Source organism: Ensifer sp. Root31 (genome assembly GCF_001424825.1).
Classification (GTDB): Bacteria; Pseudomonadota; Alphaproteobacteria; order Rhizobiales; family Rhizobiaceae; genus Ensifer; species Ensifer canadensis.
Window position 1 is genome coordinate 122,603 of sequence record NZ_LMCO01000067.1, and the last position, 12,656, is coordinate 135,258.

Consider the following 12,656-nt stretch of genomic DNA (forward strand, 5'->3'; position numbering starts at 1 on the left):
CCTATCGTTCCCAATAGGGGACAGGCCCGTAGAGGCCGGCGAGATAATCGATGAACAGGCGCACCTTGGCCGGCAGGAACTGGCGGCTCGGGTAGACGGCCGATAGCGTCAGGTTCTTCGAGCCCTCCCATTGCGGCAGCACCTGCACCAGCTGGCCGCTGCGCAGCTCCGGGCCGATATCCCAGGTGGAGCGGAGCGCGATGCCGGCGCCGGCGATCACCGCCGCCCGGACGATTTCAGAGGAATTGGTCACCAGCGGCCCTTCGGGGTGCCAGACGAGCGATCCCTCCGGCCCTTCGAGCTTCCAGTTGTCGTTGTTGTGGGCGGGCAGGCAGAAATGCCGGGCGAGGTCGCCAATCTCGTTCGGGGCGCCGTTGCTGGCAATGTAGTCCGGCGAGGCGCAGAGCAGCCTGCGGACCGGCGCGAGCTTGCGCGCTACCAGGCTCGAATCGGTCAGCTCACCGATGCGCACGGCCATGTCGAAGCCCTCGGCGACGATATCGGTAAAGTCGTCGGTGAGCACGATGTGCAGCTTGAGATCCAGATGGTCCTTCATGAAGCCGGTCAGATGCGGCGCGATATGCATGCGGCCAAAGGAGGTCGGCGCCGAAATGCGAAGCACGCCCTGCGCCTGCGACGAGCGTCCTGAGGCATAGGCTTCCGCCTCTTCGATGCCCGTGAGGATGCCGAGCACGCGGTCGTAGAAGCCCTGGCCCGCCTCGGTTAGCGAGATCTGCCGGGTGGTGCGCTGCAACAGGCGCGTGCCCAGCCGGTCTTCCAGCCGCTTGATCCGTTTGGAGATGACCGCGGGGGAAAATCCGAGCGCCCGCCCTGCTGCCGACATACTGCCGGAGGAAACGACGCGTGCAAAAATCTCAAGATCGCCTAAATTCGTCATCAATCGTTGCCATTGTTTCCGAAATGGAAAAGCTCGATAGCATTTGCGAGGGGGCTATCCTAGTGGTAAAGAAAATGAACCAATTGACATATGGGCGGAGGATTTGATGGCGGAAACGATCGGCTTTCTGCAGCCAAGGCCGGCCGTCATCGCCCGGCGCCGCGAGATCGCTGCTGACCTGGCAGACCTGCTGCCATCAGGCTGCCTCATCAGCGACGAGCGCGGCTTAAAGCCGTTCGAGACCGATGCCTTCATCGCCTATCGCCGCATGCCGCTTGCCGTCGCCCTGCCCGAGACGACCGAACAGGTGGCAGCGGTGCTTAAATATTGCAGCCGCTACGGCATTCCCGTCGTGCCGCGTGGCGCCGGCACCTCTTTGTCCGGCGGCGCCATCCCCCAGGAAGACGCTGTGGTAATCGGCCTCTCGAAGATGTCGCGCATCCTCGATATCGACTTCTTCAACCGCACCGCGACGGTCCAGGCCGGTGTGACCAATCTCAATATTTCCGAAGCCGTTTCCGCCGATGGCTTCTTCTACGCGCCGGATCCGAGTTCGCAGCTTGCCTGCACCATCGGCGGCAATATCGGCATGAATTCCGGCGGCGCCCATTGCCTGAAATACGGCGTCACCACCAACAATCTGCTGGGCGTGAAGATGGTGCTGTTCGACGGCACGATCATTGATCTCGGCGGCAAGGCGTTCGATGCGGCCGGCTACGATCTGCTCGGCCTTGTCTGCGGCTCGGAGGGGCAGCTCGGCATCGTTACCGAGGCAACCGTGCGGCTGATCGCCAAGCCCGAGGGCGCCCGCCCGGTGCTGTTCGGCTTTGCCTCCTCTGAAGCCGCCGGCGCCTGCGTCGCCGACGTCATCGGTTCCGGCATCATCCCCGTCGCCATGGAATTCATGGACAAGCCGGCAATCGAGATCTGCGAAGCCTTTGCCCATGCCGGCTATCCGCTGGATGTGGAGGCGCTACTGATCGTCGAGGTGGAGGGCTCGGAGGCCGAGATGGACGCGATGCTCGCAAGCATCATCGACGTTGCCCGGCGCCACGGCGTTACCACAATCAAGGAAAGCCAATCGGCGCTCGAGGCGGCGCTGATCTGGAAGGGCCGCAAATCGGCGTTCGGCGCAACCGGACGCATCGCCGACTATATCTGCATGGACGGCACCGTGCCGCTCAGCCAGCTTTCCCACGTTCTGCGCCGCACCGGCGAGATCGTCGCTTCCTACGGTCTGCGCGTCGCCAATGTCTTTCACGCCGGCGACGGCAACATGCATCCGCTGATCCTCTACAACATCAACGACCCCGATGATGCGGCACGCGCCGAAAGCGCCGGCAACGACATCCTGAAGCTTTGCGTCGATGCCGGCGGATGCCTGACCGGCGAACATGGCGTCGGTATCGAGAAACGCGATCTCATGCTGCATCAGTTCACCCAGACCGATCTGGACCAGCAGATGGCGGCGCGCGCCGCCTTCGATCCACAATGGATCCTGAACCCGTCCAAGGTCTTTCCGCTCGAAGGACGCCCCGCCGCATGATCGTGCATTTCGAGCCTGCGAGCGAAGAGGGGATCGCAACCGTGGTTCGGGCGATGGCCGCGGAAAGGGCGTCGCTTACCGTCATCGGCGGCGGCACGCGCTCCGGCCTCGGCAACCCCGTGCGCGCCGACCGGGTGCTGTCCACCCGCCGTCTCTCAGGTATTGTCAGCTACAACCCGGCGGAAATGACCGTCAGCGCGCTCGCCGGGACGCCGCTTGCCGAGGTCGAGGCGGCCCTTGCCGAAAACCGGCAGATGCTGTCATTCGAACCGATGGACCACCGCCCGATCTTTGCAACGACCGGCGAACCGACGATCGGCGGGGTTTTCGCGGCCAATGTCTCGGGGCCGAGGCGCCTCATCGCCGGTGCCGCTCGCGACAGCCTGCTCGGCGTCCGTTTCGTCAATGGCAGGGGCGACGCGATCAAGGCTGGCGGCCGGGTGATGAAGAACGTCACCGGCCTCGATCTGGTAAAACTTTTGGCGGGCTCGCACGGAACGCTTGGAATTCTGACCGAGGTGACATTCCGCGTGCTGCCGAAGCCGCCAGCCTGCGAAACCGTCGTGGTCTCGGGCTTGAACGATGCCGAGGCGGCGGCCGTGATGGCAGAAGCCATGGCGCAAACGGTCGAGGTATCAGGTGCGGCGCATCTGGCCGAGAGCGTCCGCGGCCGGTTCATCGCCGGCGGCCTGCCCGATGGCGCAGCAACCGTTCTTCGGCTGGAAGGCTTGCAGGCCTCGGTCTCGATCCGCGCGGAAAAACTGTCGAAGGCGCTCGAAAAGTTCGGTCCGGTATCGCGGCTCGATGCGGAGCAGACGGCGGCGCTCTGGTTGGAGATCCGCGATGTGAAGCCCTATGCAGATGGCACGGATCGCCCGCTCTGGCGTGTCTCGGTTGCGCCTTCGGCCGGCCACCAACTGGTTGCCGCGTTGCGCCTGCAAACGGGTGTCGATGCCTTTTATGACTGGCAGGGCGGACTTGTGTGGCTGCGCATGGAGGCCGATCCGGAGGCGGCGCTGGTGCGCCGCTATATCAAGGCGCTTGGCGGCGGCCATGCGAGCCTCGTTCGCGCAGCTGACGGCTTTCGCGCGACCATTCCATCGTTCGAGCCGCAACCCGCGCCGGTGGCGCTGTTGAGCGAGCGCGTCCGGGAAAAGTTCGATCCACAGCGGATCTTCAATCCGGGCCGGATGCAGGCCGTCTCCTGAGGCACGGGGAAATGACGAGAGAGGGAGGTATCGATGAGTGACAATGGTCCGCAGGCTCCGCCTCCCAGAGAGACCGATCGCTGGCTGGAGCCCGGGAAGGTCAACGTCCAGGTCATTTATGTGCTCTATCTCGTCGCTTTCGCCGTGGGGATCACGTCTGTCATCGGCGTCGTGCTTGCTTATCTCAACCGCGGCAAGGGTGCGCCCTGGGTCCAGACACACTATACTTGGGCGATCCGCACCTTCTGGATTGCGCTGTTGTTCGGTCTCATCTCGGCGCTGCTGATGGTGTTGCTGATCGGGTTTTTAGGGTTTATCGCCACCGCGGTCTGGATCGTCGTGCGCTGTGTCGTCGGCCTGCAACGCGCCGCTCGCGAGGAGCCGATCAGCAATCCGGAAAGCTGGATGATCTAAACCGTGTGGCGCAAAAGTGTGTAGCGGTTTTGCGACAGCGACATGGGAAAACAAGAGCTTGAAATGCGGTAAGCGATCAGAGATCGCAACGCGCGTGAGGGGCAGAGCCCCGATACTGGAGTAGCCGCTTGCAAACGAACTTTACGCCCGCGCAGCTTGCCGATCCGCATGTGGCCGAATCCGAGGCCATCCTGCGCAAATGCGTGCATTGCGGTTTTTGCACCGCCACCTGTCCCACCTATGTGACGCTTGGCGACGAGCTCGATAGCCCGCGTGGCCGCATCTATCTCATCAAGGATATGCTGGAGAACAGTCGGCCGGCCGACACCGAAACCGTGACGCATATCGACCGCTGTCTGTCCTGTCTCGCCTGCACCACCACGTGTCCGTCAGGCGTCGACTACATGCATCTCGTTGATCATGCCCGTGTTCATATAGAGAAGACCTACAAGCGGCCATTGAAGGATAGGCTGGCCCGCGCCGTGCTGGCGCAAGTCCTGCCCTATCCCTCGCGTTTTCGCCTTGCCTTGAAGGCGGCCGCTTTCGGAAGGCCCTTTGCCAGGGTTCTGAAAAAGGTGGCGGCGCTCAAGACCTTCGGAGTGATGCTCGATCTGGCGCCGAAGGCGGTGCCGGAGCCCTCGGCGACCGCGATCACGGGCACCCATGCCGCCAGCGGCAAGCGCGTCGGCCGCGTTGCGCTGCTGAACGGTTGCGCGCAACCGGTACTGAAGCCGGAGATCAACGAGGCAACCATCCGCCTCCTTACCCGTCTCGGCATAGAGGTGGTCGTCTCGGCAGGCGAGGGCTGTTGCGGCGCGCTGGTGCATCACATGGGGCGGGAGGGCCAGGCGCTCGACGCGGCCCGGCGCAATGTCGATGCCTGGCTGAGCGTGGCAGACGAAGGTAGTCTCGATGCGATCATCATCACCGCATCCGGCTGCGGCACGACGATCAAGGATTATGGCCACATGCTGCGCCTCGACCCCGCCTATGCGGAAAAGGCAGCAAGGGTCTCGGCCATGGCGAAGGACATCACCGAATACCTGTCGACTCTGGATCTTCCAGTGCAGGATCCGCGCGGCATGACCGTGACCTATCATTCCGCCTGCTCCATGCAGCACGGCCAGAAGATCACCATGGCGCCGAAGCAACTGTTAAAACAGGCGGGGTTCGTCGTGCGCGATCCCGCAGAAGGCCATCTCTGTTGCGGCTCGGCCGGCACCTACAACATCCTGCAGCCGGAGATCTCGCAGAAGCTCAAGGACCGCAAGGTCAAGAACCTCGCGGCGACGAAGCCCGACGTGATCGCCACCGGCAATATCGGCTGCATCACCCAGATCGCGACCGGCACGGCGATCCCGATCGTCCACACGGTCGAACTGCTCGACTGGGCCTATGGCGGCGCGAAACCGGCTGGATTGTGAAACGAAAAATGCCGGCGCGATGGCGCCGGCATTGGTTTTTCTGGGCTATTTCTGGCGAGCGTATCAGCCGCCAAAGATCTGGCGGAAGATATCGACGCCGCGATCGTTGAAGTAGGTATCGCCGGTCTTGCTGCCGGGTCCGATGACGATCACCTTGGTGCCGACGTCGGCCCGGTCGTAGAGGTGCTCGATGTCGTTATTCATCATGCGGATGCAGCCCGAAGACATATTCTGGCCGATCGTCCACGGCTGGTTGGTGCCGTGGATGCGGAAGATCGTGTCGCGGCCGCCCTTATAGAGATACATGGCACGCGCGCCGAGCGGGTTGTCGATGCCGCCTTCCTGCGTGATCGGCAGGATGCGGCCCTTGGCGGCTTCGCGGCGGCGCATTTCTTCCGGCGGCGTCCAGGTCGGCCATTCAGCCTTGCGGCCCACCTTCACCACGCCTGACCAGCCGAAGCCTTCACGACCGACGCCGATACCGTATCGGGTCGCGCGGTTCGGACCGTCGATGTAGTAGAGAAACTTGTTGTTGGTATCGACAATGATCGTGCCGGGGGCTTCGTCGGTGCTGAAGCGAACCTTGGTGCGCCAGAATTGCTTCGGCGGCTTTTTCTGCGTCGCGACAAGGACGATATCACTGCTCTTGGGAGTGGTTCCGGATGTCGGCGCGGGCGTGAAAGCCTGGGCATTGGCGGCGGCAAGAATAGCGCTGGTCGCGATGGCGATCGCGACCAATTTGCTGGCATGACGTTTCATATACGATTCCCTCTAAGCCCTCGTTACATCAAGGCTATGCAAATTGGCCCGAAGTTCAAGCCCGGGATACATCCGATAGACCGAACATGGTCACGGATTTTGTATCTTTAAGCCCGTCTGTTGCCTGAAGATCACGACCAGGCAACAGCAAAACGTATGGGGAGAGGGAAATATTCTATGTCCGGCGCCAATTATATGACGATAACCTTGGTGCCGACATTCACCCGTTCATAGAGATCGACGACGTCCTCGTTGCGCATGCGGATGCAGCCTGAGGAGACCGCGTAACCGATCGTCCAGGGCGCATTGGTGCCGTGGATGCGGTAAAGCGTCGAGCCGAGATACATGGCGCGTGCGCCAAGCGGATTTTCCGGGCCGCCGTCCATGCGGGCCGGCAGGTAGTGCCCCTTGGCGGCTTCGCGCGAGATCATTTCCGTCGGCGGCGTCCAGCTCGGCCATTCCGCCTTGCGGGTGACCTTATGAGCGCCGGCCCATTCGAACCCCGGCTTGCCGACGCCGACACCGTAGCGCCGTGCCTGACCATTACCGGCGACAAGGTAGAGGAAACGATTGTTGGTATCGATGACGATCGTGCCTGCCTTTTCCTTGCCGTCGTAGGCAACTGTCTGCGGCAGATACTGCGGGTCGAACTTAGACTTGACGGGACGCTGGGCGCGGGTGGCGTTGACCGGTTGTACCAGCGGGGCGCCGACGCGGCGTTTTGCCTGCGGCTTCACGGTCAGGCCCTGATAATACTGTTTTCGGGTGGTGGTCGGTATCTGCTGGCGGTAGATGACCCGGCGCGCCTGTTGCGGCTGGCCGCCGAGCTGCATCACCCACGGGGCGGTCAGGTCTGGGCTGACGATCACCGGCGGCCGGTTCTGGTACCGGTCCTGGGCCTGCGCCTGGCCGGCGACGAGGGTGAGGATGGATGCGGCTACAACAAGGGATTTTTTCAACATCGGACGGACTCGCTACCTTTCGCCGAAACGTATCAAAATGGGGCGCGGCCAGCCGGAGAACGGGTCTCCAGGACGGACGGCATGCGCCTTGGCAATGGGGCGATCGTGTCATCGCGGCGCCACGGAATGGTAAACGGCAGCCCGCGAAAGGGAGGAAGCGCCGATAAAGCTTTGGGTAGGGTTATCCGTCGCTTTAGGAATCTGGTTTGTGAATGGTAAATGCGGAAGAGCACGATGAAACGGGGCTGGTAATGACGACCAAGGGCATAATGATTGGCGAAGACGGCCTTGGGCGTTGCGCCTGGCAGAGCAATCTCGATGACTACAGACGGTATCACGACGAGGAATGGGGGCGGCCGGTTACCGATGACCGGCGCCTCTTCGAGAAGATCTGTCTGGAGGGGTTTCAATCCGGCCTCTCCTGGCTGACGATCCTGCGCAAGCGCGAGGCCTTTCGCGCCGCCTTCGCCGGCTTCGACGTCGATGCGGTTGCCGCCTTCGGCGATGCTGACATCGAGCGCTGCCTTGGCAATACCGGCATCGTGCGCCATCGCGGCAAAATCGTCTCGACCATCAACAACGCCAAGCGCGCCCAGGAGCTTAAAGCCGAGTTTGGTTCGCTTGCTGCCTATTTCTGGTCGCACGAACCCGGCCCGGACGAGCGGCCGGCATTTGTCAGCTATGAAGCGATCGCCGCCAATCCGACGACTCCGACCTCGACGCTGATCTCCAAGGATCTGAAAAAGCGCGGCTGGACCTTCGTCGGCCCGACGACGATCTATGCCTTCATGCAGGCCATGGGGCTTGTCAACGACCACATCGAAGGCTGCCATTGCCGCGCGACGGTCGAGGACATGCGGCGGGCGCTGACGCGCCCGCAACCCTGAATTTGCATCTTTCCAGGAACGGCTTCAGCCACCGTTCTTGGCAAGCCAATCCTTCATCATCTGGATCTCGCCCTCCTGGGCCTTGATGATGTCTTCCGCCAGTTTGCGCAGTTGTTCGTCCTTGCCGTATTCGAGTTCGACCCTGGCCATGCCGATCGCGCCCTGATGATGGGCGATCATGCCCCGCACGAAGTCGACATCGGCGTTGCCGGTAAAGGCGATGTCCATGCCCTTGTGCATGCGGGCGTTGACCTCGGCGAAAGCCTTGCTGGAGGCGGAGGTGTCGCCGGCCGGCGCCGCCGCCTCAGCCGATCCGTGATGCATGCTGCTGCCGTGGTCCTGGGCCATAGCGGGAGCATAAAGTGACGCGATCAGGACTGAGGCTGCTATGATCGTTTTCAAAGACATGATGGTTTCCTTCTTCATCTCATTATCATCTCGCGCGACTGAGGCAGCGCCGTGCAATCGCCGAAATGTCGGCCGGTTGTTGCGGCCGGTCATATGGAATTTCGTTTCGTCAGCGCAGCCGATACACCCGAAGGTGAGCCACGATGACGGTCACACAAGCAGGAACGACTTGGGTGGTGGCGAGCGCGGCCCGATCGTGATCGCGTGCAATGCGGGATATGTCGCTGCCGCCAGACGCGACGATGTCGTGGTCGCCGGATCGAACATCAAGGCAATTGGCTCGATCGCGATGCAGGCCGAACAGGACGAAGGATGCGCCTGTTTTTTCGAGTGGTCCTTGCATGCCCGGATATCTTCGCAGGAGATCGCATGGCCAGCGTGAACGGCTTGCTTTTGCGACGAGTCATGGGCGGCGGTTTGTGCGGCACCGGCCGCCAGGTCCTGGGCCTGCAGCATCGCCGAAGGCGCGCCTGAGAACAGGGCTGCAACGAACAGGAGTATGACGGCGGCAAAACGCATGCCCTTTACTTAGGATGGCCCGTGGCAAAGAGAAGACGTGATCGGCACGCTGCCGGTCCGATCGTTGCCTTCGCGCACGCCTGGAGCCGCTTTGCGCCGTGCTAACCCTTGCCGCCCATGCCTCTATCCGATAGGGAAAGCTCGAAACCCGCTGACAGTCCGGAATGCTCCCCATGACCGAGAAACAAAAGAAACCGCAGAAGCTCAAGGCACGCCTTCCGCGTGGCTTTGTCGACCGTTCGGCCGCCGATATTCGCGCCACCGACGACATGATCGTCAAGATCCGCGAAGTCTATGAGCGTTATGGTTTCGATCCGGTCGAAACGCCGCTGTTCGAATACACCGATGCGCTTGGAAAATTCCTGCCCGACAGCGACCGCCCGAACGAGGGCGTGTTTTCGCTGACGGATGACGACGACCAGTGGATGTCGCTGCGCTACGACCTGACGGCGCCGCTTGCCCGTCACGTCGCCGAGAACTTCAACGAGATCCAGCTTCCCTTCCGCACCTATCGCGCCGGCTACGTTTTCCGCAACGAAAAGCCGGGCCCGGGTCGCTTCCGCCAGTTCATGCAGTTCGATGCCGATACGGTCGGTGCCGCCGGCGTCCAGGCGGATGCCGAAATGTGCATGATGATGGCCGACACGATGGAAGCGCTCGGCATCAAGCGCGGCGACTACGTGATCCGGGTCAACAACCGCAAGGTTCTTGATGGCGTCATGGAGGCGATTGGCCTCGGCGGCGACGACAAGGCGAATGCCCGCCTGACGGTGCTGCGCGCCATCGACAAGCTCGACAAGTTCGGTCCCGAAGGCGTGCGCCTGCTGCTCGGCGAAGGCCGCAAGGACGAGAGCGGCGACTTCACCAAGGGCGCCGGTCTGAACGGCGAGCAGATCGACAAGGTCCTGTTCTTCGTTGGCATCCAGGACTACGCCGAAAGTGCCGCCGAACTCGCAGCGCTCGTTGCCGGCACAGCCAAGGGCGGCGAGGGCGTCGAGGAACTCAACACCATCCGCAGCCTGGTCGTGAGCGCGGGCTACGAGGCCGATCGCATCAAGATCGACCCTTCGGTCGTTCGCGGTCTCGAATATTACACCGGCCCGGTTTTCGAGGCCGAGTTGCAGTTTGCCGTCACCAATGAGAAGGGCGAAAAGGTCGTCTTCGGTTCGGTCGGCGGCGGCGGACGTTACGATGGTCTCGTCTCGCGCTTCATGGGCCAGCCGGTGCCGGCCACCGGTTTCTCGATCGGTGTTTCGCGCCTGATGACCGCGCTCAAGAACCTTGGCAAGCTCGGCACGTCGGACGTCGTGGCACCGGTCGTCGTCTGCGTTATGGACCGTGACATCGACAGCATGGGCCACTACCAGCGCTTCGTGCAGCAGCTCCGCCATGCCGGCATTCGCGCCGAGATGTACCAGGGCAACAAGAAGAACTTCGGCGACCAGCTGAAATACGCCGACCGTCGCGGTGCGCCGCTCGCGATCATTCAGGGCGGCGACGAGCGCGCCGCCGGTCTGGTGCAGATCAAGGATCTGATCGAGGGCAAGCGCTTGTCGGGCGAAATCGAGGACAATGCGGCATGGCGCGAGGCGCGGGTGGCGCAGGTCTCCGTGCCCGCAGGCGACCTTGTCGAAAAGGTGCGTGAAATGCTCGCGGCACAGGCCGAGGACCGGGCAAGGGCAGGCTGACGGCGATGCCTCTGATCAACCTTCCCGCCTTCTCCGCAGATCTGCTTGCCGAGTTCGAAAGTCTCGGCACGCTTCGGGTCGACACACCGGTGATCCAACCGGCGGAGCCGTTTCTCGCCATGGCTGGCGAGGATCTTCGCCGCCGCATCTTCATGACCGAGAGTGAGACCGGAGAGAGCCTCTGTCTGCGGCCGGAATTCACCATCCCCGTCTGCCTTCGCCACATCGAAACGGCAACCGGCACGCCCAAGCGTTATGCCTATCTCGGCGAAGTGTTTCGTCAGCGCCGCGAAGGCGGCAACGAATTCTATCAGGCCGGCATCGAAGATCTCGGTGATACCGATATCGCCGCCTCCGACGCGCGTGCGGTCGGCAATGCCATGCGGGTGGTTGCCAATCGTCTTCCTGGCCGGCGCCTGGCGGTCACGCTCGGCGACCAGTCGGTCTTCGAAGCGGTCGTCGGTGCCTGTGGCCTGCCGGGCGGCTGGCAGAAGCGGCTGATCCATGCCTTCGGCGACCAGAAGCACCTGCAGAAGCTGCTTGCCGAGCTTGCCGATCCAAAGGCTGCCGGCGTCTTTGGCCCCGAGGTCGAGCGGCTGGCGATCGCCGGCATGCTCGATGACGAGGTGCGGCTTGTCGCCCATATCGGCGAAACCATGGAGGCGACGGGCTACTCCACCAATGCCAGCCGCTCGCCGCAGGACATCGCCCGCCGCCTGAAGGAAAAGATGGAACTGGCGAATACCCGGCTCGATCCGGAAACGCTGGATCTCGTGCGTGAATTCCTGGCGCTCGACATGCCGCTTGCCGAAGCGCCTGCCGCACTCTTCCGCTTTGCCGAGAAGACCGGATTGACGCTCGATGGAGCGCTGGCGCGTTTTGACGCGCGCGTGGCGGCGCTTGCCGGCATCGGCGCCGATGTCGATGTCATTCGCTATCGTGCCGCCTTCGGCCGCCCGCTCGACTATTATACCGGCCTCGTCTTCGAAGTCGAAGTCGAGGGGACACCGGCGGTGCTTGCCGGTGGCGGGCGCTTCGACCGGCTCCTAACCCTGCTTGGCGCGCGCGAACATATTCCCGCCGTCGGCTTCTCGCTCTGGCTCGACCGGATCGAAGCGGCGATCGCCGCCAGCGGAGGTGCCGCATGACCATCACCATCGCATTGCCGTCCAAGGGGCGGATGAAGGACGACGCCTCGGCGATCTTCGAGCGCGCCGGCATGAAGATCGTCGCCGTCGGCAATGACCGCTCCTATCGCGGCCGTGTCGAAGGCTGGGACGATGTCGAGATCGCCTTCCTGTCGGCCTCGGAGATTTCGCGCGAGCTCGGCAACGGCTCGATCGATTTCGGCGTCACCGGAGAAGACCTTGTGCGCGAGGGGCTTGCCAATGCCGACGCTCGCGTCGAGTTCTGCGCCCGCCTCGGCTTCGGCCATGCCGATGTCGTCGTCGCCGTTCCGGAGATCTGGTACGACGTCGACACCATGGCCGACCTCGGCGACGTCGCCGCCGACTTCCGCGCCCGCCACGGGCGGCGGCTGGCGATTGCCACCAAATACTGGCGGCTGACGCAGAACCACTTTTCCGGCAGCCACGGCATCCAGCTCTACCACATCGTCGAAAGCCTCGGAGCGACCGAGGGTGCGCCGGCCTCCGGCTCTGCCGACATCATCGTCGACATCACCTCGACCGGTTCGACCCTGCATGCCAACCACCTGAAGACCCTTGCCGACGGCGTCATACTGCGGTCGGAGGCCTGCCTGGTGCGTGCACGCAAGCCGGCGCATGACGGCGACCCGATCGTCGGTCGCATTCTCTCGGCGGTGCGCGACGCGCTTTGAAACTTAAGAACCGCCGCTCAGGCGCTCTGCCGGGCGCAGCGCAGGTTGGTATCTGCGCGGCGCAAGCGGCGGGTGCCGTTCGCGCCATTCGTTTCGAGGAGCA

At 63.0% G+C, this 12,656-nt stretch carries 13 protein-coding genes; 8 read left to right on the plus strand and 5 right to left on the minus strand.

Annotated features, from left to right (window positions below; all coding sequences use genetic code 11):
• Window position 1 precedes the first annotated feature (1 nt).
• Entirely contained in the window at window positions 2–898 is an 897-nt protein-coding gene (locus ASD00_RS37515; protein ID WP_025426041.1) for a LysR family transcriptional regulator, read from the minus strand.
• Window positions 899–1,004: 106 nt separating this feature from the next.
• Between ASD00_RS37515 and ASD00_RS37520 the strand changes: the two genes are divergently transcribed.
• The 4 genes from ASD00_RS37520 to glcF all read left to right on the plus strand — a co-directional run bounded on the left by ASD00_RS37520 (window position 1,005) and on the right by glcF (window position 5,490).
• Window positions 1,005–2,444, plus strand: coding sequence for an FAD-linked oxidase C-terminal domain-containing protein (locus ASD00_RS37520; RefSeq protein ID WP_025426042.1), 1,440 nt, complete (start codon window positions 1,005–1,007; stop codon window positions 2,442–2,444).
• A complete protein-coding gene (gene glcE, locus ASD00_RS37525) occupies window positions 2,441–3,652 on the plus strand; it encodes a glycolate oxidase subunit GlcE (protein WP_057211572.1) in 1,212 nt (403 codons plus the stop codon). Before ASD00_RS37520 ends, glcE begins: the two co-directional genes overlap by 4 nt.
• Window positions 3,653–3,685: 33 nt before the next feature.
• Window positions 3,686–4,066, plus strand: a complete 381-nt coding sequence (locus tag ASD00_RS37530) for a DUF4870 domain-containing protein (RefSeq protein WP_025426044.1) — start codon at window positions 3,686–3,688, stop codon at window positions 4,064–4,066.
• A 128-nt stretch (window positions 4,067–4,194) separates the two neighbouring features.
• Window positions 4,195–5,490 (plus strand): glycolate oxidase subunit GlcF, encoded by a 1,296-nt coding sequence (glcF, locus tag ASD00_RS37535; protein WP_025426045.1) that lies wholly within the window; start codon window positions 4,195–4,197, stop codon window positions 5,488–5,490.
• A gap of 63 nt (window positions 5,491–5,553) precedes the next feature.
• Here glcF and ASD00_RS37540 read toward each other — a convergent pair whose 3' ends face one another.
• Window positions 5,554–6,249 (minus strand): L,D-transpeptidase, encoded by a 696-nt coding sequence (locus ASD00_RS37540; protein WP_025426046.1) that lies wholly within the window; start codon window positions 6,247–6,249, stop codon window positions 5,554–5,556.
• Window positions 6,250–6,440: 191 nt separating this feature from the next.
• Entirely contained in the window at window positions 6,441–7,211 is a 771-nt protein-coding gene (locus ASD00_RS37545) for a L,D-transpeptidase (protein WP_025426047.1), read from the minus strand.
• Window positions 7,212–7,462: 251 nt separating this feature from the next.
• On the opposite strand from ASD00_RS37545, the gene ASD00_RS37550 reads away from it, so the two are divergent.
• Complete coding sequence (locus ASD00_RS37550) at window positions 7,463–8,098, plus strand: DNA-3-methyladenine glycosylase I (RefSeq protein WP_025426048.1); 636 nt, start codon at window positions 7,463–7,465, stop codon at window positions 8,096–8,098.
• 24 nt (window positions 8,099–8,122) lie between these two features.
• Here ASD00_RS37550 and ASD00_RS37555 read toward each other — a convergent pair whose 3' ends face one another.
• Together ASD00_RS37555 and ASD00_RS37560 are read right to left on the minus strand one after the other, a co-directional pair.
• Entirely contained in the window at window positions 8,123–8,506 is a 384-nt protein-coding gene (locus ASD00_RS37555) for a DUF305 domain-containing protein (protein WP_025426049.1), read from the minus strand.
• A 150-nt stretch (window positions 8,507–8,656) separates the two neighbouring features.
• Window positions 8,657–9,025: a hypothetical protein gene (locus ASD00_RS37560; RefSeq protein ID WP_025426050.1), complete on the minus strand. Its 369-nt coding sequence runs from the start codon at window positions 9,023–9,025 to the stop codon at window positions 8,657–8,659.
• A 173-nt stretch (window positions 9,026–9,198) separates the two neighbouring features.
• On the opposite strand from ASD00_RS37560, the gene hisS reads away from it, so the two are divergent.
• From hisS to hisG, 3 genes are read left to right on the plus strand one after another with little or no spacing between them, the layout of a single operon-like run.
• Window positions 9,199–10,713, plus strand: a complete 1,515-nt coding sequence (gene hisS, locus ASD00_RS37565) for a histidine--tRNA ligase (RefSeq protein ID WP_025426051.1) — start codon at window positions 9,199–9,201, stop codon at window positions 10,711–10,713.
• 5 nt (window positions 10,714–10,718) lie between these two features.
• The gene (locus ASD00_RS37570) at window positions 10,719–11,861 is read left to right on the plus strand and encodes an ATP phosphoribosyltransferase regulatory subunit (RefSeq protein WP_025426052.1); all 1,143 of its coding nucleotides are present in this window, start codon (window positions 10,719–10,721) and stop codon (window positions 11,859–11,861) included.
• On the plus strand, window positions 11,858–12,553 hold the full coding sequence (gene hisG / locus ASD00_RS37575; protein ID WP_025426053.1) for an ATP phosphoribosyltransferase: 696 nt from the start codon (window positions 11,858–11,860) through the stop codon (window positions 12,551–12,553). The genes ASD00_RS37570 and hisG overlap by 4 nt, the downstream gene beginning before the upstream one ends.
• Window positions 12,554–12,656 lie beyond the last annotated feature (103 nt).

Coding starts and splice junctions, on each gene's coding strand:
- ASD00_RS37560 (WP_025426050.1), bottom strand. CDS start 9,025: ATGCGTTTTGCCGCCGTCATACTCCTGTTCGTTGCAGCCCTGTTCTCA.
- ASD00_RS37550 (WP_025426048.1), top strand. CDS start 7,463: ATGACGACCAAGGGCATAATGATTGGCGAAGACGGCCTTGGGCGTTGC.
- ASD00_RS37545 (WP_025426047.1), bottom strand. CDS start 7,211: ATGTTGAAAAAATCCCTTGTTGTAGCCGCATCCATCCTCACCCTCGTC.
- glcE (WP_057211572.1), top strand. CDS start 2,441: ATGATCGTGCATTTCGAGCCTGCGAGCGAAGAGGGGATCGCAACCGTG.
- ASD00_RS37570 (WP_025426052.1), top strand. CDS start 10,719: ATGCCTCTGATCAACCTTCCCGCCTTCTCCGCAGATCTGCTTGCCGAG.
- ASD00_RS37555 (WP_025426049.1), bottom strand. CDS start 8,506: ATGTCTTTGAAAACGATCATAGCAGCCTCAGTCCTGATCGCGTCACTT.
- hisS (WP_025426051.1), top strand. CDS start 9,199: ATGACCGAGAAACAAAAGAAACCGCAGAAGCTCAAGGCACGCCTTCCG.
- ASD00_RS37520 (WP_025426042.1), top strand. CDS start 1,005: ATGGCGGAAACGATCGGCTTTCTGCAGCCAAGGCCGGCCGTCATCGCC.
- ASD00_RS37540 (WP_025426046.1), bottom strand. CDS start 6,249: ATGAAACGTCATGCCAGCAAATTGGTCGCGATCGCCATCGCGACCAGC.
- ASD00_RS37515 (WP_025426041.1), bottom strand. CDS start 898: ATGACGAATTTAGGCGATCTTGAGATTTTTGCACGCGTCGTTTCCTCC.
- hisG (WP_025426053.1), top strand. CDS start 11,858: ATGACCATCACCATCGCATTGCCGTCCAAGGGGCGGATGAAGGACGAC.
- ASD00_RS37530 (WP_025426044.1), top strand. CDS start 3,686: ATGAGTGACAATGGTCCGCAGGCTCCGCCTCCCAGAGAGACCGATCGC.